Source organism: Nostoc sp. DSM 114161 (assembly GCF_052692665.1).
In genome coordinates, this window is the sequence record NZ_CP195141.1 from 3,238,741 (window position 1) to 3,265,395 (window position 26,655).

The window sequence follows — 26,655 nt, forward strand, 5'->3', positions numbered from 1 at the left end:
GGAAATGGTTAAAGGGGAAAGGGAAAATACTAAACCTTTCCCCCTTTCCCCTTCCCCTTTTCCCGACTTCTCCAAGAAGTCTATTTTTCCCGATACCCCCCAGCGTAGTTAATCACGCAAATTGTTCTATATGATTTGTGAGTTCCAAAAGCAACACCAGAGACTTTAAAATTGCCGTTAAAAATGTTTGTTCGATGACCGCGATCGGGAACACCATCATCAATAATTAATTGCATAACGATATCTTGGGCAGTGTTTGGCCCGTAACTGATATTTTCGCCTGCGGTTGTCAGCCATCTACCATAGCGGTTGATGCGAGTAAAAGGGTTGCTACCATCGCTACCATCATGACCTGTGGCACCTTTTGGCCCTTGGTCTTTAACGTGGTCTTTTGCTGCTAAAGACATACCTTTAGACGCACTCAAAGCGCCTACAGGACGCGCTGATTTGAGAAATGCGATCGCCTCATTGACTGCTTTTCCCCCTTCTTGAGTTACCAAATAAGTATTACCAGAAATTTTGACTCGCTTACCTTGAAAGCGCTTGCGATAGTCTTCCAAAATCGGCACATAAGCCTGGGGATTTGTTCTCACTTTATTGGTTTCAACAATTACCTGTTGTTCCAACGGTGAAAGGTAACTCGCTTTGGCTAACAAAGTCGGGCTACTTTCTTTAGTTACTGCTGGTTGGGACTTGGCTACAGTCGGACTAGATTGAAGCAATTGATCTGAACAACCAAATATTAGGGTAAGTGGAAAAATTACCCAAAACTTAATTCGATGCATTGATGACCTCACGATTTTTCTATCAATTAATTTAGTCAATTAGAAGGAATAGCAATTTTCAAACTGCAGAAAATGTCAACGTTTTTACACCTTCTCTAAGATCGAGGTAGATGAAGACACTAGTCATATAGATAACACTGCTATTCTCTTTGTTCCTGAGATACTACAAAATCCTCACAACGAATTTTGGAGCTTTAACGCTTTGTAAAAGGATTCCCCAGTGTGTAGTTCGAGTTGCGATCGCCACTTTATGCACTGATTATTAAAATATCAATAGCTGATAAAGTTAAATTAGGCAAAATAGAACTAAAAAAAGAGCAAATCTAACAATATAATTAGGTATCGATCGAAGAAATTTTGCATAACTGCGATCGCACCTGAAAAACTTTGTAATAGTTAAATTTAAGCTGAGCAAACAAATGCGGATACTTGGAAATATTAACTACAAAAGGTACTAGCCATGAGTTCCCGCGCACTGCTATTAGTAAATCGTCATGCCCGCCACGGGCAAAAGGGTTTGTCTGAAGCGATTGATTATTTGAAGACACTCGGCTTTATTTTAATTGAAGAGTCTACAGAACATCCGAAACAACTTCATGAAATTATACTCCGCTATCAACATCAAGTTGATTTAGTAATAGTTGGTGGTGGCGATGGCACTCTGAATGCCGCCGTAGATGCTTTAGTTGAAACTCAGTTGCCCTTAGGAATTTTGCCCCTCGGAACCGCCAATGATTTAGCAAGAACTTTAAATATTCCCAACTCTCTTAATGAAGCTTGTAATATTATTGCCCAAAGAAATTTACACCGCATTGATTTGGGTTGGGTTAACGGCAAACACTTTTTTAATGTTGCTAGTCTGGGATTGAGTGTAAAAATTACCGAACGACTTACCAAAGAAGTCAAACGCCGTTGGGGAGTATTTGCTTACGCCGCTACTGCATTGCAAGTGATTTGGTCAGCTAGACCTTTTAGTGCTGAGATTGTCATCAATGGGGAATCGATTCGTGTAAAAACGGTACAAATTGCTGTAGGTAACGGTCGTTATTACGGCGGTGGTATGACAGTGGCAGATGACGCTGCAATAGATGACCAAAGGCTGGATCTTTATAGCTTGGAAATTCAACACTGGTGGCAGATTATATTATTATTACCTGCGATGCGACAAGGGCGGCATATACATTGGCAGAGTGTACGCTCTCTTCAAGGTCAGGAAATACGGTTGTCTACTCGCAAACCACGTCCTATTAATACAGATGGGGAAATCACTGCTTACACACCTGCCCATTTCCGAGTTATACCTAAAGCTGTAGCTGTTTTAGTACCCGCAGAAGTCAAAATTTAAGAGTTAGGAGTTAGAAGTTAGGAGTTAAGAGTTATGAGTTTGGAATTATTCTCCTCATCGCCTCAACTCCGTACAGACAACGGTTAACCCTTGTCTGTACTGACTCTCTTCGATCTGCCTTTGATAAAAAGCATCAACTGACGCCAAATGCATCTGAGATTTTCTCAAGATATAAAATCTTTATTAGAACGCCTAGCCGAACAACCCCTGACTCTAGGTGATATTCTGGGTGAAACCTCAGAACGAGGGTTTAGCCTAGTAATTACATTATTAGTATTGCCGTTTTTGTTTCCCATGCCACCGGGATTAACTGGCCCTTTTGGTGGTGCTTGTTTGCTGTTGTCAGTGCAAATGCTTTTAGGAAGGCGATCGCCTTGGCTACCAAAAAGAATCGCTAACTACAAATTTCCTCGTCGCTTTGCCGAATTACTTTTACAAAACCTAGGCCGCCTGACTAAAGTTTTACAGAAAATCACCCGTCCTCGATTGAGAAAAATAGCTCATAATCCTTTGACTTGGCGAATCAATGGGCTTTGTATAACTTGGTTAACAATATTACTCATCTCACCAATTCCCTTTACAAATCCCATTCCCACTGTAGGTATTTTACTTTTGACTGTTGCTACCATCGAATCTGATGGTTTATTAATTTGTATCGGCTACGGAATTACAGGTTTGATTACTTTACTCTTTGGATTTATTGGATATGCTTTGTGGTTAGCTCCTGGTTTACTACCATCTATATTTAAATAATAAAAGCCCCAACCCAAAGGCTGAGGGCTAAGACTTATGTGATTTATTAGAGTGCATCTACCTTTTATTAATCCTCTTTAATTATTGTTGTATCCGGGAAAAATTGATTTTTTAAGCATTTTTTACTTTCAAAGCAAAAATTATCAACAATAAATAAAGCCCCCAACTAAAAGCTAAGGGCAATAAATTTATTAAGGTGCATCTACTATTTATTAATTCGCTTTCACTCTTACTTTATCCGGGCAAATTTGACTTTTTTAGAAAATTTGAATTTTTAACAGGGCTTACGCAAAAGATAACGAAAGTAGTGGTAATTCATGAATTACCGCTACGCAAGAATAAGGTTTTAAGTCACATATTGCGTAAGTCCTGTTTAAGAATAAAATCATCGGCAATAAATAAAGCCCCCAGCTAAAAGCTGAGGGCTGTGATTTAATTAAGGTGCATCTACTATTTATATATCCGCTTTAGTCCTTACTCAATCGGGAAGAATTCAAAAAAGAATAGATAGTTGTGGGATTGATTTTATTATCTATAACTAAGTGCTAACTTCAACCAGAACAACCTGCGGTATTTGACTAAGTAAGTATTGCTCATCTTCATAATAATTTTACAAAAAGTTCAATTTTTCCCTAAGTACGCAAAGTTTCTGTTAATATCTCTAATGTGATATCCGCAATAGTACGAATATAGTTTACTAGTTGGGTATATAACTGTGAAAATTAGACACACCCAACTCGATGAAGCGATGTCTACGACGGGCTATACCTACGCATATTATCCAAGTTGCCGCGATCGTTCTATTTTCCCTTGGCAGCCTTGGTATTGTCGGAGGAAGCTTTTTCCTCAGAAAAGCTTTTAGCAATACTAGCGAACCTGAAATAATAACTGATACAACACGCTACACAGAAATTCGCAATCAATTATGGTCTGACTCCAGCCAGCTAAAACATTTTCCGAATCAGATTCCCACAGATGCTAAAGATATCCGCATTGCTTACTCTCCTGGATTTCTACAAGGAGGTAGTTTTTTTCAAATTAGATTGAAACAGTCCCCAGAAAAAATAAAAAAACTACTTGCACAATATAGAAATAATGCAAAACATAAATATAGAGGTGGCGACACAAACAACCATATAAATCAACCTAACGGTGTGCCGACAACTTTTTTCTACACCAATGATTCTTCTGGGGAAACTTTTCCAAATGCATATGAAATATTAGTATTAGATGCAACAGACAGAGGTAACTCCGGTTTCAAATGGAATCATGGAGATAGCTATGGTGTTGCAATTAATAGTTCTGCCTCAGAAATTATCTATTGGGCTGAACAATGGTAGTTATTACTGGATGTTAGTTTTATTCTTTTAGGTATATAACTTTGGATAGTTAAAATTTATATCCTTTATGGATAATATCTAAAAGATGCTAAAAACTAATCTGAATATTTAGAATGTCAACTGCTTTAATTACTGGTGCCTCTAGTGGTATTGGTAAAGCTTTCGCCCAGGAATTAGCTGCACGCAAGCAAAATCTTGTACTTGTTGCTCGCTCTGAAGATAAACTAAACCAATTAGCTAAAGAATTAAAAGAAAAATATAAAGTTCAAGTAGACGTTATAGCTAAAGACCTTACAGAAGCTAATGCCGCTGCTGGTGTATTTGATGCCACAAAAACAAAGGGGTTAACGATTGATTTATTAATCAACAATGCCGGTTTTGGTTGTTATGGGGACTTTGCCGAATCAGATGGGGAAAGACAAGTTAAAATCGTACAATTAAACATTTTGGCATTGGTAGATTTAACCCATAAATTTCTACCAATCATGCGGCAACGTCGTTCTGGAAGTATTATTAACGTATCCTCAATTACCGGATTTCAACCAATACCATATCTTTCTGTTTATGCTGCTAGTAAAGCTTTTATTCTTAGCTTTAGTGAAGCACTCTGGGCAGAAAATCGTCAATATGGCGTTCGTGTTTTAGTTACCTGTCCAGGCCCAATCGAAACAAACTTTTTTGCAGAAGCTAATTTTCCTCCAGCTTTAGCAGGAAGCACAGAAAAAGTCTATTCTTCTGAAGAAGTAGTCCGCGAATCTCTGAAAGCTTTGGAAGAGTGGCAGCCTACGGTTATTATTGGTGATGTTGCCACTCAAATTAGAAGTACATTAGCTCGATTAGTACCGCGAAAAGTTCTGCTGAACATTTTGGCAAAAAGATTCAAAACTTAATACTATTTTGGACGTCTTTTTTAAAATTCCCTAATTTGAATTATAGGGATCTTCCAATTACCTTTTAACCAAAAATCACATATACCGAGTTAGTTGGACACGGTAACGGTCTTTTTTAGTAACAGCAATTTCTCCAACTTCTAAACGTCCTTTAGAACGAATGGCGATTAAATCGCCTGATTTAACTTGAGAACTAGCTTGAGTTACTTCCTTCCAATTGACGCGCACATCACCGGAGTCGATTAGATCGACCATTTTACTGCGGGACATACCAAAACCAGCAGAGGCGATCGCGTCCAATCGCAAAGACGCTTCCACAGTAGTTAATTCTTTTTTCTTCGGTTCTCGTACCTTTAATTCACTAATCTCAATTCGTTGAGTTTTCACAGGAACCGATCGCACCTGTTTGAGATTCATTTCCAAAAATTCCACCAACTCTGGTGCAACGATCGCCTGGGCCCCTCTTTCTCCCAAAACAATAATATCTCCCGTCTTTTCGCGCACAATTCCCGTCCCTAGCATTGCGCCTAAAAAGTCGCGGTGAGTGGCGGTATCAAATAAGAAATTGCCAGCAATTTCTAGTGCAACAAGGCTGACTTGAGATGAATCTAAGGGAAGTTCAGAACGAGCGATCGCTATTCTTTGGCGTTCAGCTTGCGGATATCCACCCCATACAACTAATTGCACCTCTGTTAATCGGCTAAATACTCGTTGAATTTCCGCCAACTCTGGAGGAGATAAAAAATCCGTCCCAACTACTTCCCAAGTTTTAATAGCTTGCTCTGCTTGGTCAATTACACGAGCTACACTATCTCGATTTTCAACACCCTTTAAAAGTTCTTCTCGTGGCAACATTCTGAAAAATTATGAATTAGTCATTGGTCATTAGTCTAAATTCAGAATTCTGGATTCTGGATTCAGAATTCTGAATTCTTATCTTTGTGTCGTAATGTGTAGACTGTGATTCATTTGCTACAGGCTATTTGTGTCCCCATAACCCTGAATATTTTCTGGTTCAAATTGACGTAATATCTTGGTTGCCTGACGAGTTAAAGTTTCAGAACCTTGAACTGCAATTAAGTATTTACCCGCATCCAAACGATTACGATAGGGTAAAGCATCACCACTACCTACGAGTAAACCAACTCCGCCACCGACAAACACACCACCCATAGCACCACTAGCAGCACCCAGCAGTCCCCCAACGATGTGATTGCCAACTTCCCCCGCCCAGGCAAAAGTTTGCAAACCAGTAATTAGGCTGAAAGTAAAGCCTGCAAAAAAGCCGAATGGTATCAGCCAGGTTGCCATAAGCCGTGCTTGCTTTTTGGCTTGGTCTTTGGGGTCAATTAAGCCAAACTCGTCAGCAGTTTTATACCCCTTCCCCAGGATAGTACTGTTTATGCCTTCTTTTTCTAAAGCTAAGTAAGCAGCTTCAGCTTGAATGCGGTCTGGTAATACGGCAACAAGGTAATTCATTGATTCTACAATACTTAATCTAATAAAAGTTTTGCCTTAATTAACAGCGTATCAGTACTGTGGGTAGGAGTCAGAAGTCACAAGTCAGAATTCAGAATTCAGAATTCAGAATTCAGGAGTCAGAATTTAGTCATACTTACGTATTGAGATGAAATACAAAAGTATAAAAGCAAAGCCACATCTTATCGTAGGGGTTTAGCAATGCTTCATACGTGTCAACTTAACGTCAAACCCTTGTAAAGATGTGATATTCAGTACTCTGACTTAGCATCAAGATCCGCGTCACCCCCACCCCGGTTTTGTCTAAAGCCAAAACCGCCCCTCCCCTTAGCAAGGGGAGGGGTTGGGGGTGGGGTAAAATGCCTGTGGGATAAGTGTTTGAGCTTAAGTTGACACCAATGAGCAATGCTTAAACCCCTACATAATTTTTACGCTGATTGCCCAATCCCCACTCCCCAATCCCCAATCCCTTTTATTTTAAAGAATCCAGTGGCTCACAAAAATTGTTTACACCTTGCTTGAGGACATAAATTAAAACCGGCGTTGCCAAAATCTTCGGAAACGTTGGCGTTGTTTTGAGATGTTCCATCATCTTCCCAAGCGAACTATTGAGCAAATCTTCCCGATATTCTTGTTCGCAAATGACCGCACGCCATTTTCTAGCCAAAGCATCTAACCATTCGGAATTTGCTCTTTCTGGTTCTTGTCCTGCGCGGATAGCTAGCGTCATCGCTGCATCCTCTAAATCTCCGTCACAGTCTTCAATCAAGTCCAGCGCTTCCATATCGCTGGGATCGTCAGCCAATTGAGAGCGAAACTGTGCAATTTCTTTCGATGTTACTTTAGTCATGAGTCTTTGACAAGGCGAGCGATGCCTACGGCGGTAAACTACGAACACTCAGTTATGTTAGTTCAATTTTGACACTTCACATGAAAATTGAGCATTGGGCATTGGGCATTGGGCATTGGGATTGAGTTTGTGAACTCCATTAATGAACCTCTGAACTCCATTAATGAACCTCTGAACTCCATTAATGAGCCTCTGAACTCCATTAATGAGCCTCTGAACTCCATTAATGAACCTCTGAACTCCATTAATGAGCCTTTGAACTTCATTAATGAACCTCTGAACTTCATTAATGAGCCTTTGAACTTCATTAATGAACCTTTGAACTTCATTAATGAACCTCTGAACTCCATTAATGAGCCTTTGAAGAAAATGAACAAGTCCCCAATGCCCCATGCTCCATGCCCAATTTTTGGCAAAAAGCCTCATTTCACAGTCTAATTACTGAAAAAATGAGGCTTTTAGGGGCTTTTCATGAGAAAGCTACTCAATTCTATGATGCGGTTGAGTTTTGGGTAACTACCGTAGTCCTCTGAGGGTAACAGACCTTTGCAGTTGAGCTAAAGCACGGTTGTAATCTAAGATTGCTGTGACTCGATTACCTTCAGCTCTTGTTAAGTCGTTTTCAGAGTTAATCACATCAGTTTGAGTACCTACACCAGCTTGGAATCGCAAACGCGCTAAACGTAGAGCTTCTCTGGCTTGTTCTAAAGCGGTATTAGCGGTTTGAACATTCTCCAAATTAGATTGCTGGTTAGAAAAGGCTTGTTCTACTTGAAAGCGAATTTGGTTACGCTGTTCGGCAAATTGAGTTTCAGCGATCGCAATATTAACTCTTTGCTGAGATGCCCTCGCTCTTGCTGCTCCGCCATCAAACAAATTTAGGGTTGCTCGAACTCCAAATGAATAACCATCTGTAACACTAACGCTATCATCAAACTGATCTAGCAAGTCATAGCTGGCTACCAAACTAATTTGAGGGCCGAGTTCTGCAAGGGCTTGCCGACGCTGTTGCTCGTTAATATTACGTTGTGCCAACTGTTGTTGGAGTTCTGGACGGTTTTGAAAAGCTCGCACGATACTTTCTTCTAACGTCAGATCCCAAAGACCAGCTAATTGTACGGGGTCGGCGGCACTGATATTTATCGCCTGGGGCAAACTGATCCGAGTCGCCAACTGACGACGAGCAATTGCTTGCTGAGATCTAGCATTAGTTAAATCTTGCTGGGCGTTTGCTAAATTCACCTGAGAACGAAGCACATCAAACCGCGTACCAACACCAGCTCGCTCTAAAGCTTCTGCATCCCGCAAACTAGCCTCTGAGTTCTGCACAGCCGACAAGGCAATACGTACTTGTTCGTCCGATTGTTGTAAATTGTAGTAGTCAGTCGTCACATTCAAGCGAATTTCCTCGGACTGAGTTTCTACAGCCAACTCATTGAAGCGTACCTGTTCCCTAGCTGCGTTTCTCCGGGCTTTATTTAACCCAGAAGTATATACGTCATAAGAAAGTTGTGCTTGCCCAGAGAAACTTGTACTTGGTTCATCATTAGAGCTGTTTGGGCTTAATCTATTTTGAAGCTGGCTACTAGAAGATTGACTGCGAGTCAGATCCGCATTTACCCCCAGAGTCGGCAATAAAGTAGCTTCCGCCTCTTTTAGGGCATATCGACTGCGTTCTAGCTCCAATAACGCCACTTGTAAATCCCGATTGTTACGCCGTGCTAATTCTAGAGCCTGTCCCAAGGTAATGGGCTGATTTTCCTGGAGTCTCACTTCCTCGGTTTTGGTAGGAAATTGCAAGGGATTTGCATTTTGAATCAGCTTCTCAGGAATTTCCACCGCACCTGAAGGAACAGGAGTTACGGTTCCTGGCACAGTGGGAGTTGGTGTCGAACCAGCTGGTGCAGGAGTTACGGTTCCTGGCACAGTGGGAGTTGGTGTCGAACCAGCTGGTGCAGGAGTTACACTTCCTGGCACAGTGGGAGTCAGCGTCGAACCAGCTGGTGCAGGAGTCACGCTTCCTGGTACAGTCAGAGTCGGCGTTGAATCTGTGGGAGGTGTGGTATTACTTTGAGCTACACGTTTTTCAACAGAATTTTGTTGTAGGCAAGTGTTTGAGGTCACCAGCAAAGGAGCCAAATCAGTTTTACTTTTTCTTAACTCCTGCTGCGGACACCTCTCGGCTGACAACAGTTTTGCTGCTCCTACACCTGTGGGTGAAGTTTGTAAAAATGTCTGCAAATTAGTAACGGTATTTATCTTTTGAACCACTGGCTGCTGTGAAGCAGACAAGGACAAAATTTCTGTTTGGGCAGACGCGGGTTTAGAAGTGTAGTCAGGAACTACTATCTTCTTTAATTTTTGCCAATAGGGACTTGAATTGCTCTTTGTTTGATTGCTTTCGGCAGAACGCTTGATATCTGGCTGTTGGGAAGAACCAGAGGTAGGCGTTAAATTCAAAATACCTTTATCTTTTTGAGCTACTTGTTCTATTGACACATTAGTATTTCCAGCCAGAAAAACTGGAATACTCTTATTAATTAAAGGCTTCACACTCAACTTAGTAAAACCAGGATCGGGTAATAGGGTTGGAATACTAACATTTGCTGTTTTAGGCAATTGCGTATTCATGAAATCTACAACCAAGGTTTGACCATAGGTAGAGGTCGAAACACTTGAAGAAGATGCCAGCTGTACCCCACTTACTTTCACAGTATCAGCCCACGCAGGCTGAGTTGTTAAGACCGCTGCTGTCACACCAGGCAAGAAGCTATGGAATAATTGCTGTCCTTTCACCGCATCCCCTCACACGAAAATCAATCTAGCGGCAGAAAACCTTTCTTCACCACAGAATATAGCACGATACTAAATTTAGGAATGAATATACTACGATACTAAATTTAGGATTCGGAACTCTGTTTATCTTCAAAACGTTTGACAATGCGAGAAAGTTCCGCTTTTTCATCGATACTAACGCGAGTAGGAGCACCACTAACAATCCGTTCGTAGTTCCGGAATGAATCTTTAATTTCTGGCCCGTCGGCAGTGATATTATACTCGCGGATGCCCTTGTCGTGCCAAGACCCTCTCATTTTAAATACGTTAATTGCCCGCGACATTTCTCCGCGAATTTCTACGTACTGTAGCATCAAAATTGTATCGGTAATTGTAGAAATATGAGAGTCTGTAATTGAATGCGATCCCATAAATTGGTCGGTTGTGTTAGTAAAGAAACCCGTGATTTCTTCTTGTTTGGCGTAACCAGTAACACCAATTACAAACTGTCGAAATGCATTATTACTCACTCCTCTAGCTAGTGCTGAAAGTGAATCAATTGCTATACGAGCTGGTTTAAAAATCGCGATTTCCGATTTAATAATTTGTAAGTGGTCTTCTAAGCCAGTTGATTCGGGATAGGTACAAATTATTTTGAGCAAGCCTTGATGTTCTAATTCCTCAAAATCAATTCCCCAAGAGGAAGCGTTGCGAGATAGTTGGGCGCGTGATTCTTCATAAGCAAATAAAATCGCCTGTTCTCCATTGAGACAGCCATCTTGAATAAACTTACTTACTAATAGAGTTTTGCCTGTACCTGTGGCTCCTGTGGCTAAGATGATTGAATCTTTGAAGAAACCACCACCGCACATTTGATCTAAGGTTTTGACGCCAGAGGATACTCTGACATTAGAAGAACGTTGAGTCAAGCGCATTGCGCCCAGTGGAAAGATGTTGACTCCTTCGTTGGTAATTGTGAAGGGATACTCGCCTTTCATGTGAGTTGTACCGCGCAATTTGAGAATTTCAGCTGTGCGACGGCGGCGTTCGCCTTCTAAAACGTTGCGAACAATTACAACATTATCGGAAACAAATTCTTCGACTCCAAAAGACGCAACGGGGCCGTATTCTTCGCTGCGTTCGGTGGTAATAACAGTGGTGACGCTCAGTTGTTTGAGGCGTGCTACCAGACGAAAAATTTCGCGGCGCACTACTCCCATTGCTTCATACTGCTGAAATACTGCTGTGATTGAGTCTATGGAAACTCGTTTAGCTTTATATTTGCGAATGGCATATTGCAAGCGTTCAATTAATGCAGAAAGGTCAAAGTTCCCAACGATATCTTGACCTTCTGGATCGGGAGATGCATCGAGAATAAATAACTTGCCTTCTTCTATTAGGCGTGGCAAATTCCATCCAAAAACATGAGCGTTTTTAATAATATCACTGGGCGATTCTTCAAAGGTAACAAATACTCCTGGTTCGTCAAAGTAAGTAATACCGTTATACAAAAACTGAAGAGATAATAAAGTTTTTCCCGTACCTGAGGTGCCGCTAATCAAGGTAGTTCTACCAATAGGTAATCCTCCATGACTAATATCGTCAAACCCCTCGATCATCGTGCGAATTTTTTCTACACCTACAATTAACGGCGGTTTCTTTGGTTCTATTTGCTCGTTTTGACTCATTGGTTGATAACAAATGGGTATAAAACCCTCTTTTTATTACTAACAAACAGTTTGAATGCAATTTTCTCTGAAGAATAATTCAGGACTCAGAATTCACCAATTCAGTATGAATTTCAGTATAACTTGGCGATCGCCCAACTCAACCGCCTCCATGAGCGTCTGAATATTGGTTTAAAACCTTGCCCCTTGCGATCGAAAAAATTTAAAATTTATTTCTTATTAAAACTCTATCCTTTTATAGATAGAGGATTCGGAATTGGTGAATTCTGGCTCCTGTTTATGATTAAGTATTTTATTCTGTAAAATCTTCTTCACTTAATTCTTCATAAAGTAAATCTAATCCAATTAATACTCTTTCTCTGTCTGAAAGATCGCCGATAATTTTGCGAACCGGTGGGGGCAAAATTTTAGATAATGTTGGCGTCGCCAATATTTTATCTTCTTCGGCTAGTTGCGGGCTTTTGAGTACATCGATTACTTTTAAAGCATAAACACCTTCAAACTCCTGTTCTAAAATATTTTTGAGTGTTTTTAATGCCCGTACTGAATTAGGAGTGTTCCCTGCTACATAAAGCTTGAGAACATAGGTCTTTCTTGCTTTATTCATAGGAGTTACAGGCTAATTATCATAAGAAAAATACAAGATGCAAACACGCATTTGGAGTAATTAACAGCCGGAGATTGTGCCGATTTGAACATCGATAAAATTAATTTATTTAGAAATCGAAGATCTATATACTTCGCATAAATGAGCCAGGATATCTATCAACGTCAGACGGTAATCCAGTAACGTTTCATCGCTCCTGCCTTCTAATTTTAGCTGTTTGGAAAATTCATCTATTACTTCCATGTGAATTTCGATAATTTGGGGCACAGGAATATTAGCATAAAATATAGTGTTGATAAATTTGTCAATTTTTTCTTTGAGGGTTTGATCTGTGGTAAAGTAATCTATAAGAATTTGACTATAATCCGATCTCAGATGGTTTAATAATTCTTGACGTTCTCCTAGAGTCATCTGCTGAAAAACCTGTTGTCTTTTTTGCGAGTGACTAGCAAAGACGTAGAAATGCTTACCATTATCTGCTTGGCTGGAATGGCGCTGCAACCAATTTAGTGAATATTTTATTGTTCCAGAGGTAGTTACACCAACAGGTAGATAACAAAATTGCCCAATCAGGTCGAAAATAAAGTTATGTATCCAAGCAATTACACCATTTTGGTTGGTTAAATTAGCTGGATTTTTTAAATATTTATTAACATTGCGTTGCAAAATCAATATAGGTAATAACATTTATTGTCTATCTATCTCCTCGATCGGCTTGACCAAGAAGCGTGGGCTGATAAGTATGGCAAACGCTTCTAAGGTAATACTGGGTGTGCAGTAAGCTTGTGGTTCCACCCCAAAAAACGCTCTGTGTCAACAGATAGTTCTAGCAACTCAACAACCTGGTGCAGCGACTGAGTAGTAGCACTGAGTAGGTCTTAGATGAATTATGTATCGGCGATTTATTATTTGTTTGTATATGCATATCTATGTATACAGATAGATAGACTTTTTTATTTTTCTCCTTGATAAGATACTTAAACGAACTTAAAGGAATGTCGCATTCTAAATCATTATAATTCCTCAAGGTTCTAAAGCGAATCTTTGGAGCCATAATTGTTTTAGCCGTGGCTTTCGATGAGGAGTTTAAATACCAGTGAGACACTGGTTAGGCTATTTGCTAGAAATGAGGAACGGCAAAAAGAAAGGTTGCCTCTCTTTATAAAGGTTAGATGCCAGCAAGTGTCCGTAAGTCAAGTCCTATTGTTTTAATGGCGTTGAAATCGTAACCAAAATTGCTTATATGAGTCTTCTGAGAGGATATGGCTTCAGGCGCAAAGAACATCGGCAGTTGGCAGATGGGAATGCCGGAGGTTTCCGCAGGAAGAATGACCCCCAAAGCCTTATGTCAATGCTAGATTATCCGCTTTATAACTTTCAAGCAATCGTACCTAGCTGCCCCCAAACAACTACTCTGGCGGTGGTGCTGGAGATTTTTGAGAAAGAGCAGTGCGATCGCTTGGTAGTAGTTAATCAACAGCAATACCCCATCGGATTGCTGTACTCTGTCCGTTTAATCCAACAATTATTAGGCCATAGTGACGATAAAAATTTAAATTTACAGCAATCACTTTCCATCTGGGGGCAAGCTCTCATTGACCCAATACAGACAATACCAGTTTCTGAGCGTGTAGAGCAATTGAGTTGGCGTTTCTCCCAACAACAAGCCCAAAAACAGCAGAATTTGGATTGGGCGTTGGTTGATAGTGATGGCAAATATTTGGGACTGGTGGATACGCCACGGCTGTTGCGATCGCTCGCTAAAGAAAAAATGGCTGGCTCACTCAGTTATGGCGAACATCCCCATAAATATGATGCCCTGCCGGCTCACTCCCCAGCCCAGACGCCAAATCAACCCCAGCCATTGGCACAGAAACCGCTGGTGAAGTTGTTGGAAACATTGCCTTGGCCTTTGATGTTGGAAACGGGTACTGGCGAGGTAGTAGCCAAAAATCCAGCTTGGTGGCAGCAATTAGGAGTTTTAAAAGATCCAGAAGGAGTCAGACAACAGGTGGAGGCAATACTAGCCCCCGTCCGAGCCAAAAAACCAGAATACATCAAGCAACGAGGGATCAAGGTTCATCCCAATGGTGACGAAGAACAATCAACGCCACGGGTGTCGATCAAAAGCGAACCAATGCCCCAATCATGTTTGCCTACTCTTAATAACCTCAGGGAACAAGAGACAACCACAGAAACGACATCGAGTCGCTGCTTTTTGGATAGCCAACTAGGTACTTGTACTTGCGTTGTCGAAGTGCAAAACGGCCAGGAACGAATCTGGCAATTCGCCAAAATTCCATTAGATAGTCCAGAGTTGAAGGTTATGAGTGCTGAATCTGAAATGGCACTCAACACTGATTTGTGGTTAGTTTTAGCGACTGATGTCACCGAACAGCAGCAGCTTTGCAAAGAACTCGCAGCGAAAAATGCCGATTTAATTCAACTAAATCGCTTGAAAGATGAGTTTTTAGCTTGTATTAGTCACGAACTGAAAACTCCCCTAACTGCTGTTTTGGGATTATCCAGATTGCTAGTAGATCGGCAGTTGGGAGAACTCAACGAACGCCAAGCGCGTTATGCAGGGCTGATTCATCAAAGCGGGCGCCATCTGATGAGTGTGGTCAATGACATTTTAGATTTGACCAGGATGGAGACGGGACAAATGGAACTCACACCAGCCCCAGTCAAAATTCGGGCAGTGTGCGATCGCGCTTTATCGGAGGCCAAAGGCATTCACACTCAAAGCAGCAAAGCCACAGCTACACCTGCAAATCCAAATGCCCGTTCATCTGCTCCCCAATTCAGCCTTTCCATTGAACCAGGACTAGACCAAATTGTTGCCGATGAATTACGCCTGCGCCAAATGCTAATTCATCTACTTTCCAACGCCTTTAAATTCACTGAAGTCTCAGGGGAAATTGGGCTGCGGGTGAGTCGTTGGGAAGGATGGATTGCTTTTACAGTTTGGGATACAGGCATTGGTATTCCCGAACACCAGCAACATTTAATATTTCAAAAATTCCAACAACTAGAAAATCCCCTCACCCGCCAGTTTGAAGGCACGGGTTTGGGGTTGGTATTAACTCGTGCCTTGGCTCGTCTCCACGGAGGAGATGTCAGCTTTTTATCTCGTGAAGGTAAAGGTAGCCAGTTCACACTGCTGCTACCGCCGAGTCCGCCCAAGGCAGGTTTTTCAGAGCCAGATCTGGAAACCACAGAAGACACAGAAAAACTAGACCAACAAACTCCAGAAATTCTTACAGCAGCTCGTCAGCATATCGCTACGTCCCCACAATATCATGCTGCTAGTTCCCAACGGTTGGTCTTAGTTGTGGAAGCAGTAGCCCGATATATTGAAGATTTGACCGAACAACTCAAAAGTTTAGGATATCGCGTAGTGATTGCGCGATCGGGGACAGAAGCAGTAGAAAAAGCTCGGCGATTGCAACCAATAGCGATATTTCTCAATCCCTTGCTCCCCTTGCTCTCAGGCTGGGATGTGCTGACTTTACTGAAATCTGACACTGCAACTCGTCATATAACCGTAATTCTGACGGCAACGGCAGCAGAAAAAGAACAAGCATTTGCCAACCGAGCCGATGGCTTTTTAAGCTTGCCAGTAGAATATCAGGTCTTGGCACCACTCCTAGAAAAATTATGTACTTCGCAAGCCGCTTTGCCGTTGGGGTCAGACAATAACGCCATCCCAGCCAATACGCCACTGCGAATTCTTAGGTTGGTGAATCCTGAGTTTGAATCGGCCAATCCCCACTCCTTACTGCGAGAACATCGGGTGATTGAAGTTGATGATTTAGATCAAGCAGAACTCTTGGCGCGGGTGTGGCAATTTGATGTGATTTTGCTCGATGTCGAAACTACTACTGCACAAAATTATTTGCAAAAACTAATTCAACACCCACGTTTGGCGGCCATACCGTTAGTTACTTGCGATGTCGCAACTACCCTAAAAGCCTCACAAATACCAGGATTATCTGTATTTCCTTACTTAACACCATTAGGAAAAGACAGCAGCACTCCCACCGAGAAAACAGATGCCCTAGTATCAGTACTGCAAATTGCTTCTGGTATTTGCTGCCCTCCCAACATTTTAGTAGTGGATTTGGCTATGTTGCGTGACTTACCACAGGTAAGACGCAAGCAAGCCAAAGGTTATCGTACACAAAGGAATTCCTCCATCACAAGTGAAACACCGGAACGGGGGTCTGAGTGGTTCCAAGCTTTAATTCAATACCTACAAACAGCAGGCTTCAAAGCGGCGATGAGTCCGTGTTGGGCGGAAGTTTTACAACAAATTCGCCATCAAAGCGTTGATTTGTTATTAATTTGCTTAGGAAAATCAGCTATCCATAAAGATGTACTCAAAGCATTGAAAACATTGGGAGATTCGCCTTTAGAGTTACCACCAATTGTAGTACTCAACCAACCATTGAATCGCTCAGAAAGTGTTTCTCTGCCTGGGGTTACTGACAGCGAAATCGATAAACAAAAGAAGAATGGATTGGAATCAGTAGAAACTATTGTCAGCGCGATCGCTACTCGGATATTACCGCGATCGATCTCAATGGAAGATTTGTTAAGCCAAATTAATCAAACTTTAGCTATCAACAGTCAAAATGAAAAATGTTGATCGGGTCATTGGTCATTGGTCATTGGTCATTGGTCATTGGCAAAGAACAAATGACTAAGGACAAAGGACTAATGACAGTTTTACGATATGTCTAATTTTTCGTTTTTCTTTTTCAAGAAAGGAATGCGAATTAAATTATAAGCGCCTTTGGTGGATAAATTTTTGTAGTCATCTGGTTGTAAGTCCATTTGCAGAAATTTTTTCTGTTCGGCCAACAGCAGTAACGAAGGTGGTTTTAGACCCTTGGCTGTCTGGTTTTGAAGATGTTCTAAAGCTTCTTGGGGAAATCTGAAATAATTTACGTGAGTTTGACTATAAAATACTACGCTCGGCTTTTTAAAGCCAAGCATGACCAATTCTTCATTTGGTTGCCTGACTTCCTGTATAGTTGCAGACAACTCTCTTAAGGGTAATTGACGTTCGCGATCGATAAAAAATGAAGCAGGCGTCAGGACAAAAATTAAAAACGCTACAAATCCTACTACATTTACACTGATTATAGAATTCCAGCGACGCCTCAGTAGTAATCCCGCAACCAAAACAGCACAAACGAGCCAAATTCCGCCGCCAATAACTGGTAAACCAGATTGTTTAATTAGTTCGTGGAAGTTGGTTATAGCTGGATCGCTACCTAATATATTGGTGATGTTAAACAGTGCGGTTGCCAGAACTGATAAAAACGCTACATTCACCCAGCCGCTCCAGAGGAAGAAGGAAGCGGGGACGCTCTGACACTCTGACGCAGGGAGTAATTTCTCCGTCTGTGCGTGTCCCTTTGTCTCCGTTTCTGATTTTTGTGTATTTACAAAAAAGTCGCTCCACAATAGCGCTACTAGGATAGCTGCTGCTGGCATTAGAGGTAATACGTAGCTGGGAAGTTTGGTGACAGCAATGCTAAAAAAACCAAAGACGCCAACAAACCAGAACCCGGCAAATAAACTCAATTGCTGAAAACGTTGTTGAGAGAGCCAGTGCGATCGCTGCCAAAATTTCAGTCTGAATAAGGCTATAGGTAAATACACTGAATATGGTGCAAAGCCCAGCAACACTATTAAAAAGTAAAAATACCAAGGTGCTGAGTGACCATTAACTACTTCTGTAAAGCGTTCTATATTGTGATAACCAAAAAAGGCATTAATATAATTCCAGCCATTACGCCAAATCACTAAGGCATACCAGGGTACTGATAACCCAAGAATTATCAGTATGCCCAATAACAAGCGCATTTCCCGAAATACTTCTCGCAGCTTGCCCACATAAAGCAAAAAGGCTATAACAATCAGCCCTGGTAAGACTATTCCCACAGGGCCTTTAGTTAAAATCGCAGCAGCAATTAACACATAACAAGCTAAATACCAATTATTGGGGAATGGCACATTAGTTATTCTTTCTCCCCCTGCTTCCCCTGCTTCCCCTGCTTCCCCTGCTTCCCCTGCTCTCTTCCTCCCCCCCTTCGCATATCCCAGGAAGAAACATAATAAAGCTGATGCCATGCAGCCGGTAAGCAACATATCAGAGACGCCAGTTCTCGCCCAAATTATGGTTTCGCCATTGAGCGCCATGAGGGCTGCTGCCAAAAAGGATATTAAATAGCGGCGAGTAGGACGTGAAACTTGCTCGAATTCGTCTTGTTTAGCCAAATACCACTGCACAGTGTAAAAAGCTAAACAGATTAAGCCAAATGCAGCGATCGCAGAAGGAAGGCGTACAGCCCATTCATTCACTCCAATAATTGCATAGGCGATCGCTTGACACCAGTAAATTAAAGCAGGTTTATCGAAACGAGTGTCACCATTAAAAAATGGGGTAATCCAATCACCTGTAATGAACATCTGGCGGGAAGCTTCGGCAAACAGTGGCTCTGTCTCATCAATCAAGCCAATATTGCCCAAATTCCACCCAAAAGCTATCCAGCCAATCATCATCAACCACAAAATCGACGCGGTTATCCCAAGCGTTGAATTTTTTCCCATTTTGTTGAACCACTGATCGACAGTGTTCTTAACACTCAATTTCATTTTCATTAGTCAATAGTCAACAATTACTAATCAATAGTCGTTGGTTATTTATATTTTGTTCTTGTTGAAAAAAACAAGTGCTGAATAAATGATTGAGCAAAATTAATTATACGTGCTTAAGAGTAAGTTTGAAGAGACACCAAGGCGATCGGGGAAATGAGGAGTGTGGGGAGCGTAGGGAGAGAGGGGGGATGGGGGAGTGTGGGGAGCAGAGGAGACAAGGAAGTCTGGGGAGTGTGGGGAGTGTGGGGAGCGTAGGGAGAAAGGGGGGATGGGGGAGTGTGGGGAGTGTGGGGGGAAAGATTTCTTCCCCATCCTCCCACACCTCCGACACTCCCTGCTTGCCCCCTCTGCCTCTTTCCCCATGCCCATTCAGCAAATTAGGGACTCAGTACTAGTTGCCATTCTTTAGTTTGGGAATTCCACTTGGGTAGTTGAGTTTCTCCAACAACATAGGGGCCCCAGTAACGGCGGGAGCCATCTTGTGCAAAGGCAACTAAAATATCTCCCTTTTCCACCTTCAAATTATTCTGAGGTAGAGATAAAACCAGTCCCTTGTCGCCACCTTCTTGAGGAGCAAAATCCCAATGTGCGGGGACATCGTATTTAACCTCTTTAGCACCAGAGCCTTTTGCTACAGACTCTCGCGCCAGTAGGGCTAGTCGCACGGGCTGATCGGTTTGATTGCTCATCCGCAAAGTTCCCCGATCCTTGGCTTTGGTAGCTGATTTATCGCGGTTTGCCAAGACAGGATAAGTATTCTCTTTAGTGCTATTTTGCACTTTATTATTTGTGTTTATTGCTACAGTCGGTAGGTTATTATGTAAGATATTCTTTTCTGGTGAAATCGCTGTAGATGAAGCTGTGCCCCACTCAGAAGTATTAGGCGGTACTTCCGAAGATGTATCTGGGTTCGTGGACTCAAAGGATACGCTGACTCCCAAGCATCCTACCAAAGCAACAAGCAGTCCCAAGCAACAAGCTGTAACACTGAGGTTACGATACACAGAAGATTTCATATTGATTAATAGTTATTAGAAATAAATATTTTGTCTAGGCTTAACCAAATAGTAGCCCTTTATCATAAAAGGCGATCGCACTAAGTAGCCTGATATAAATTTACCTCAAATTATAGTGAGGAATGTATGATAAATATCATTTCAAGTGACAAACATTTCAAGGAAAAAATTCCTTTGGTGTTTGAATAACAAGGGGTGTAGAGACCGACTACTTAGTTTTTGTCCGTAAGCTTCCATAAAAAATGAAAATTAGATACTTAATCAGGAAATCGATTTGTATGAAACAACAGAAATTTTGTGAAACCGCTAGCGGTGTCAACAAAGCGTTCATTGCCAAACCTGAGATAAATCTAGGTAGTATATTCGATCTTGAATGTGGAAATATAGCCCTTTAAGAAGCTATGTACTTCCCTCAAGATGATAAAATTTACGAAAAATTTGAATAGACACTGAAAGGCCAGTGGATACCTATAATATTAACAAATAAGCTGATGCTAAAACCAATTTATTTGATTTAAATATTGATATATTTCAAGGGATGTTGACTTTTTCCCAAAAGTCCCTTTAATGCAAAACACACGTCTTAATAACTTGTTCGATGCCATTGTTAGACAGTTGGGGCAATGGTTTCTAAATCCTTGGCGGCGAATGTCGTTGCTGATAATTAGTTTTTTGTTCGGTTTTTTTCTCGGAAACGCAGCTTCCACCACAGCCGGTCAACGGGCAGAATTAGATATTGTAGTAGCTGGTTTTTTAGTAGTATTGACGGAAATTACTAGCAGAATATTTTACCGCCAGCCTTTTTTCACTAGGCGATCGCTCTTGGTAGACTCATTAAATCTCCTGAAAGTTGGCTTCACCTACAGCTTGTTTCTTGAGGCCTTTAAGTTGGGATCGTGAAGAGAGGTAGGGAGCAGCACTTCGGCTACGCTCAGTGACCGAGGGGCAGGGGAGCAGAGGGGCAGAGAGAGGAGCAGGGGGGGAAATTATGAGTTTTTGGGTGGGTGAAATTTTGGTTTTAGAAGTTACTGGAAGCTGGCAGGAGGAAGTAAGGGAAGCATTGCTGGCGGATGGGTTAAGGGCAAAGGCTTTTGGGATTACGGCGGAAAATGTTGATGAGGTAATTGAAAAGCGATCGCATTTACTAAAATCTGTGTTGCCAGCTTTTAACGAGTTCTGCCAAACTACCCTGCAAAGAGAATCCAAGGAGATGTTACAAGTTTTGTGGGACTTGTGGTTGCCTTTGGGAATCAAACTCGCGTCGCAGCGTCAAGAGTTGGGACGGCCTTTGATTCAGGGCATTTTGGGAGGACAAGGGACTGGGAAAACCACGATGTGCAAAGTTCTGGGCTTGATTCTCAATCAGTTGGGATACCGGAGTGTGAGTTTGTCTTTGGATGACTTATATAAAACTTACAGCGATCGCTTACTCTTAACACAACAAGATTCCCGCTTGATTTGGCGCGGCCCCCCAGGAACCCACGATGTAGATTTAGGTTTAAATGTACTAGATGAAATCCGCGAGTTTCAAAGCCCAGTCATGATTCCCCGGTTTGATAAATCTGCGTATGGGGGTGCTGGCGATCGCACTAATCCAGAAATCGCTACAAATATAGATATCTTACTATTTGAAGGTTGGTTTGTGGGTGCGCGACCAATCAACCCAGAATTATTTGATACTGCACCACCACCAATTGTTACAGACGAAGATAAAGCATTTGCCCGCGATATGAATCTTCGCCTCCACGATTATCTCCCACTGTGGGAGCGATTAGACAGCTTAATTGTGTTGTATCCCAGTGATTATCGCTGTTCTTTGGAGTGGCGAAAACACGCCGAACACCAGATGATTGCTGCGGGTAAATCGGGGATGAGCGATGCAGAGATAGAGCAATTTGTCAATTATTTTTGGCGATCGCTTCACCCGGAATTATTCATCAATCGGTTAGTAAAAAATGCAACAGTGGTTGATTTAGTAATTGAGATTAATAGCGATCGCAGTATTGGTAAAGTAATTCGTAATTCCTAATTCTTGTAGAGACGCGATTCATCGCGTCTAACTCCTACGGTTTTGCTCCTGAATTAGAACCATTACTAAACAACCAAGATAAAAGATTAGCAACCGTAGCAGCCCCAAAAGAGAACAGCGCAATAATCGCATCACGAGGTAAAACACCATCTAACCAACTACCGCTGATTCTCGAAACCGGAAAATCAGGATCTAAACCAATTTGAATCTCCTTAGTTTTCCCAGAAAACCGGGCTTCTATTCCCTTTTCCGCCACAATTCCTAGATGCCGTATTTCTTGAATATTTAGAGGAGTCTTAGCATCTTCTCCCATAAGAAACTGATTTTCTTTAATCTCTTTCTCTTGTTCTGCCATGCGGATTTTACCTTCTACAATAGTAGAAACTTTTAAATCGTCTCTGACATCTTTACCAGTTCTATCTACATCTAAAAATTGCAGATTTTCAGCTTTTATCTTTCCTCTAAACCATTGTTTTGATGCATATTTAGTAATTTTACCTACAGTAATATTAATACTGGCATTTTGCGTTAACTCTAAATTAACTTTATTATTTGGAGTTAATATAAATTCTAATGGTGTTTCGTTATCCAATTGCTTTGCTAATTTTAAATCTGCTAATTCGTAACCTTCTACTAGAACTTTGATAGATTGGTTACCTAAATTTATATCTAGTGTATTTGGCTTGATTTTTTGGTTTGAATTGTAGTTCGGTCGCAGAGAAAAAGCCAGTTGGTTGCGATAAAAATCGTAACTGAGTCCAGTTACTTGCGTATTTGGTTGTAGCCGTAGTTCATGAAGGCTGATTTCACTCGTATCTTGAGTATTAATAGGAGTAATAATCCATCTACTATTATCGTCTTTAAGTTTGATTTTTAAATAGTCTAACTTATTCAATTCCGGCAAAATTTCACTTTGAAATTTTCCTGTAAAAGTCAGGGTTTGTTTACCTTGATTTTCCAATTCTTTGATATCACCAATATCTTGCAGAAAAAGTTTGTTTTCTTCTCCCTTATAGATAAAACTGATTTTTTCAGCAATGATATTACCTTCAAATGTATGAGTGCCAGGTACAATAGCGGCAAAGGTGAGGAAAGTAAAAAATAAAATTAACAGCAGCACCAAAAATAAATTTTGATGTTTTGCAATAATTCGTAGCAAGCGTTTTAGTGCTGAAATGATAGTTAAAAACCCAGCAATTAGATATGTTTTCAGAAAATTCAACCATTGGCGAATCTTGATGAAGTCGGGAAATTTTGGTTTGGCTTTTTGCCGGGATGCCATGTTATTTCAACCAATTTGGGTTATGTTCAAATATAATTTGTCGTGAAATGCGATCGCTAGGTTCATTTCTGCGTTCAATATTAGCAACGTAGCGCAGTTGATAGCGTCCTGCTGGGGCGTTGCGTCCATCCCAGCTAAAAATAGTTTCACCTTTTTTCGGGTTAGGCTGCTTTGTCTCGTATATCGTTTCTTTACCTGGAGAAAGGATTTTAAAGCTAATAAACTTTACTCGACTCTCAGAATAAAAAGCAAATTCATACTTACCAGAACTTTGTCCTAGAATGACTGGAACATAGACAGGCTGGGAACCAAGGTTATAAGATGCCACAGCGCGGAGTTTATTTGCTGGTATTTTGGCTTGCCTGAGAACGTAAGTATCCCAACTAAAGCTGAAACGCGAACCATTTTTAGACAATAACAAATCATCTAATTGATAGTGATAATTATCATCGTTAGGGTTAAGTTGAATTGCTTTTTGGAAACCGGCAACTCCGGCATCTAATTTCTTCTGGTTACTGAGGGCAACACCGAGATTGTTGTAAGCAGCGGCTAAGTTGGGGTTGAGTTGAATTGCTTTTTGGAAGGCGGCAACTGCGGCATCTAATTTCTTCTGGTGTCTGAGGGCAACGCCGAGATTGTTGTAAGCATCAGCATAGTTGGGGACAAGTTGAATTGCTTTTTGGAAGGCGGCAACTGCGGCATCTAATTTCTTCTGCTCGCTGAGGACATTGCCGAGATTGTTGTAAGCATTGGCATAGTTAGGGAGAAGTTGAATTGCTTTTTGGTAGGCGGCGACTGCGGCATCTAATTTCTTCTGCTCATAGAGGGCATTGCCGAGATTGTTGTAAAAACCAGCGAAGTTGGGGTTAAGTTGAATTGCTTTTTCGTAGGCGGCAACTGCGGCATCTAATTTCTTCTGCTCTCTGAGGGCATTGCCGAGATTGTAGTAAGCATCAGCATCCTTGGGGTTGAGTTGAATTGCTTTTTGGAAGGCGGCAACTGCGGCATCTAATTTTTTCTGCTTATAGAGAGCAACGCCGAGATTGTTGTAAGCATTGGCATAGTCGGGGAGAAGTTGAATTGCTTTTTGGAAGGCGGTAACTGCGGCATCTAATTTTTTCTGCTCGCTGAGAGCAACGCCGAGATTGTAATAAGCAGTGGCATAGTCGGGGAGAAGTTGAATTGCTTTTTGGAAGGCGGCAACTGCGGCATCTAATTTCTTCTGCTCGCTGAGGGCAACGCCGAGATTATTGTAAGCATCAGCATTGTTAGGATTGAGTTGAATTGCTTTTTCGTAGGCTGTGACTGCGGCATCTAATTTCTTTTGGTCGCTGAAGGTATTACCAAGATTGTTGTAAGCATCAGCATTGTTAGGATTGAGTTGAATTGCTTTTTCGTAGGCGGTAACTGCGGCATCTAATTTCTTCTGCTGTCTAAGAGCAACGCCGAGATTGTTGTAAGCAGTGGCATAGTTGGGATTGAGTTGAATTGCTTTTTGGTAGGCTGTGACTGCTGCATCTAATTTCTTTTGTTTGCTAAAAATGTAGCCAAGAAGGTTATGAGTTTTAGCATCTTGTGAGTTAAGTTGAAGAGATTTTTCACAAGCTGTTATTGCTTCATCAAGTTTGTTCTGGTCATCCAAAACATCACACAACTTATAGAAAGCAGTGGCATTATTTGGTTCAATTTGAATAATCTGGCGATATGTTGCCTCTGATTGTGAGTATTTACCCGCTTCTTGGGCAGTCTTGCCTTGTTGAAATAGCTGTTCAATATTGTTTTGAGCAACTACAAGCTGGGGTATGGTCGCTAAAGATAGAGTTAAAAATAAAGTAGTGAATATACGGTTGTGCATAATCGTACTACAAGTTTCTCAGATTTTATCAGGAGTTAGACGAAAATCGCTTAAAACCGCATGAATCTTTAATAGATACTCGCAAATGAGTCTTTAATACTCGCCGACGAGTCTTTGATACTCGTGAATGAGTCTTTAATACTCGCCGACGAGTCTTTAATACTCGTGAATGAGTCTTTAATACTCGCCGACGAGTCTTTGATACTCGTGAATGAGTCTTTAATACTCGCCGACGAGTCTTTGATACTCGTGAATGAGTCTTTGATACTCGCCGACGAGTCTTTGATACTCGCCGACGAGTCTTTAATACTCGTGAATGAGTCTTTGATACTCGCCGACGAGTCTTTTATACTCGTGAATGAACCTCAAAGCTTCGTCGCTGAATATCTGAGGTTTGGCGATGAATATCTGAGCTTCGTCAATGAACCTCAGAGCTTTGTGAATGAATCTTTGATAAGTAGTCGGACAGAATTAATTACACAACGTCATTGCGAATGGAGCGAAGCGGAATGAAGCAATTCGCTAAGTGAATTCTAGTAATAAAATTACCATAGCCGTTGGTTTCGGCTTCGCTCAACCAACACAGTGGTCGAGAGTTGAGCGAAGTCGAAACTCGTCAACATAGATATTTTTTTCATCAGAAATCACCTTAACTACTTGGGAAACCTCCAGCTTGAAAAATCTGTTCTGCCGTTAAATTCAATTCTGGGAAAGTAGGCGAGACGATGCGATCCGTACCTCTAAATTGAGTAACTTGGTATTCACCATCGATTAATTGATAAATAGACATGGTAGGCTGTTTGGGGTTGCCAGTAAACTTTTTAGCACCTAAACCGAGATAATCTACAACCCAGTATTCAGGAATTCCAATAACCTCATATTTACCTTGTTTTGTGTAGTAGTCATCATCCCAATTAGTACTAACTACCTCAACTACCAAGGGAATTGATGCCGCATAACATACAGTTGATTCTTTTTTCCATAGCGGCTCATTCACTAAATTCAGACGATTTAATATCAATACATCTGGAGAGTACGCAGATACCGAATTCGCAGGTTTTATCAGCGCAGTTTTAGGGATTGTATAAGGTAAATTGAGACGTTTGATATCAGCAGATATTTCTAGTGCTATAAAACCCACAACATCTTCATGGTCGCCGGTTGGTTGTGCCATTTCAACAATTACGCCATCATGTAATTCATATCTTCCGCCTTCAGGTCGCCACGCTGCAAAATCTTCAAAGCTTACTAGTTTAGGTATGGCTTGACTCATAAATTATTGCCTTAAT

At 41.3% G+C, this 26,655-nt stretch carries 22 protein-coding genes; 8 read left to right on the top strand and 14 right to left on the bottom strand.

The genetic code is table 11. The features are described from left to right. Positions 1-80: 80 nt before the first annotated feature. Positions 81-785, bottom strand: coding sequence for a CAP domain-containing protein (locus NSTC745_RS14265; protein ID WP_445637719.1), 705 nt, complete (start codon positions 783-785; stop codon positions 81-83). A gap of 460 nt (positions 786-1,245) precedes the next feature. Here NSTC745_RS14265 and NSTC745_RS14270 point away from each other — a divergent pair, with 460 nt between their 5' ends. From NSTC745_RS14270 to NSTC745_RS14285, 4 genes are all read left to right on the top strand, one after another. Continuing rightward, complete coding sequence (locus tag NSTC745_RS14270) at positions 1,246-2,130, top strand: lipid kinase (RefSeq protein ID WP_445637720.1); 885 nt, start codon at positions 1,246-1,248, stop codon at positions 2,128-2,130. A 147-nt stretch (positions 2,131-2,277) separates the two neighbouring features. Next, entirely contained in the window at positions 2,278-2,883 is a 606-nt protein-coding gene (locus tag NSTC745_RS14275) for an exopolysaccharide biosynthesis protein (protein WP_445637721.1), read from the top strand. A gap of 740 nt (positions 2,884-3,623) precedes the next feature. Further along, positions 3,624-4,223, top strand: a complete 600-nt coding sequence (locus NSTC745_RS14280; RefSeq protein ID WP_445637722.1) for a hypothetical protein — start codon at positions 3,624-3,626, stop codon at positions 4,221-4,223. 113 nt (positions 4,224-4,336) lie between these two features. After that, on the top strand, positions 4,337-5,113 hold the full coding sequence (locus tag NSTC745_RS14285) for an SDR family NAD(P)-dependent oxidoreductase (RefSeq protein WP_445637723.1): 777 nt from the start codon (positions 4,337-4,339) through the stop codon (positions 5,111-5,113). Between the two features lie 75 nt (positions 5,114-5,188). Here the strand turns inward: NSTC745_RS14285 and NSTC745_RS14290 are convergent, their stop codons facing one another. From NSTC745_RS14290 to NSTC745_RS14325, 8 genes are all read right to left on the bottom strand, one after another. After that, on the bottom strand, positions 5,189-5,968 hold the full coding sequence (locus NSTC745_RS14290; RefSeq protein ID WP_445637724.1) for a photosystem II S4 domain protein: 780 nt from the start codon (positions 5,966-5,968) through the stop codon (positions 5,189-5,191). Between the two features lie 117 nt (positions 5,969-6,085). Next, on the bottom strand, positions 6,086-6,592 hold the full coding sequence (locus NSTC745_RS14295) for a hypothetical protein (RefSeq protein WP_445637725.1): 507 nt from the start codon (positions 6,590-6,592) through the stop codon (positions 6,086-6,088). Between the two features lie 472 nt (positions 6,593-7,064). Further along, on the bottom strand, positions 7,065-7,442 hold the full coding sequence (locus NSTC745_RS14300; RefSeq protein ID WP_445637726.1) for a hypothetical protein: 378 nt from the start codon (positions 7,440-7,442) through the stop codon (positions 7,065-7,067). A 62-nt stretch (positions 7,443-7,504) separates the two neighbouring features. After that, entirely contained in the window at positions 7,505-7,858 is a 354-nt protein-coding gene (locus NSTC745_RS14305; RefSeq protein ID WP_445637727.1) for a hypothetical protein, read from the bottom strand. Between the two features lie 100 nt (positions 7,859-7,958). After that, positions 7,959-10,238: a TolC family protein gene (locus NSTC745_RS14310; RefSeq protein ID WP_445637728.1), complete on the bottom strand. Its 2,280-nt coding sequence runs from the start codon at positions 10,236-10,238 to the stop codon at positions 7,959-7,961. 104 nt (positions 10,239-10,342) lie between these two features. Next, the gene (gene kaiC / locus NSTC745_RS14315; RefSeq protein ID WP_445637729.1) at positions 10,343-11,905 is read right to left on the bottom strand and encodes a circadian clock protein KaiC; all 1,563 of its coding nucleotides are present in this window, start codon (positions 11,903-11,905) and stop codon (positions 10,343-10,345) included. Positions 11,906-12,197: 292 nt separating this feature from the next. Further along, positions 12,198-12,512: a circadian clock protein KaiB gene (kaiB, locus tag NSTC745_RS14320; protein WP_073642657.1), complete on the bottom strand. Its 315-nt coding sequence runs from the start codon at positions 12,510-12,512 to the stop codon at positions 12,198-12,200. A gap of 105 nt (positions 12,513-12,617) precedes the next feature. Next, positions 12,618-13,199 (bottom strand): KaiA family protein, encoded by a 582-nt coding sequence (locus NSTC745_RS14325; protein ID WP_445637730.1) that lies wholly within the window; start codon positions 13,197-13,199, stop codon positions 12,618-12,620. A 658-nt stretch (positions 13,200-13,857) separates the two neighbouring features. Here NSTC745_RS14325 and NSTC745_RS14330 point away from each other — a divergent pair. After that, positions 13,858-17,163, top strand: coding sequence for an ATP-binding protein (locus tag NSTC745_RS14330; RefSeq protein ID WP_445638606.1), 3,306 nt, complete (start codon positions 13,858-13,860; stop codon positions 17,161-17,163). 80 nt (positions 17,164-17,243) lie between these two features. Here NSTC745_RS14330 and NSTC745_RS14335 read toward each other — a convergent pair whose 3' ends face one another. Both NSTC745_RS14335 and NSTC745_RS14340 read right to left on the bottom strand, forming a co-directional pair. Further along, the gene (locus tag NSTC745_RS14335; protein ID WP_445637731.1) at positions 17,244-19,187 is read right to left on the bottom strand and encodes an ArnT family glycosyltransferase; all 1,944 of its coding nucleotides are present in this window, start codon (positions 19,185-19,187) and stop codon (positions 17,244-17,246) included. A gap of 374 nt (positions 19,188-19,561) precedes the next feature. Next, on the bottom strand, positions 19,562-20,200 hold the full coding sequence (locus tag NSTC745_RS14340) for a hypothetical protein (RefSeq protein WP_445637732.1): 639 nt from the start codon (positions 20,198-20,200) through the stop codon (positions 19,562-19,564). Positions 20,201-20,767: 567 nt separating this feature from the next. On the opposite strand from NSTC745_RS14340, the gene NSTC745_RS14345 reads away from it, so the two are divergent. Both NSTC745_RS14345 and NSTC745_RS14350 read left to right on the top strand, forming a co-directional pair. Continuing rightward, on the top strand, positions 20,768-21,100 hold the full coding sequence (locus NSTC745_RS14345) for a DUF565 domain-containing protein (protein WP_445637733.1): 333 nt from the start codon (positions 20,768-20,770) through the stop codon (positions 21,098-21,100). 88 nt (positions 21,101-21,188) lie between these two features. Beyond that, complete coding sequence (locus NSTC745_RS14350; RefSeq protein ID WP_445637734.1) at positions 21,189-22,229, top strand: glycerate kinase; 1,041 nt, start codon at positions 21,189-21,191, stop codon at positions 22,227-22,229. Positions 22,230-22,263: 34 nt separating this feature from the next. On the opposite strand, the gene NSTC745_RS14355 is transcribed toward NSTC745_RS14350, so the two are convergent. Then, entirely contained in the window at positions 22,264-23,511 is a 1,248-nt protein-coding gene (locus NSTC745_RS14355; protein WP_445637735.1) for a hypothetical protein, read from the bottom strand. A gap of 1 nt (position 23,512) precedes the next feature. Beyond that, positions 23,513-25,366, bottom strand: a complete 1,854-nt coding sequence (locus NSTC745_RS14360) for a tetratricopeptide repeat protein (protein WP_445637736.1) — start codon at positions 25,364-25,366, stop codon at positions 23,513-23,515. Positions 25,367-25,489: 123 nt separating this feature from the next. On the opposite strand from NSTC745_RS14360, the gene NSTC745_RS14365 reads away from it, so the two are divergent. After that, on the top strand, positions 25,490-25,879 hold the full coding sequence (locus tag NSTC745_RS14365; RefSeq protein WP_445637737.1) for a hypothetical protein: 390 nt from the start codon (positions 25,490-25,492) through the stop codon (positions 25,877-25,879). 136 nt (positions 25,880-26,015) lie between these two features. On the opposite strand, the gene NSTC745_RS14370 is transcribed toward NSTC745_RS14365, so the two are convergent. Then, a complete protein-coding gene (locus NSTC745_RS14370) occupies positions 26,016-26,639 on the bottom strand; it encodes a Uma2 family endonuclease (RefSeq protein ID WP_445637738.1) in 624 nt (207 codons plus the stop codon). Positions 26,640-26,655: the final 16 nt, after the last annotated feature.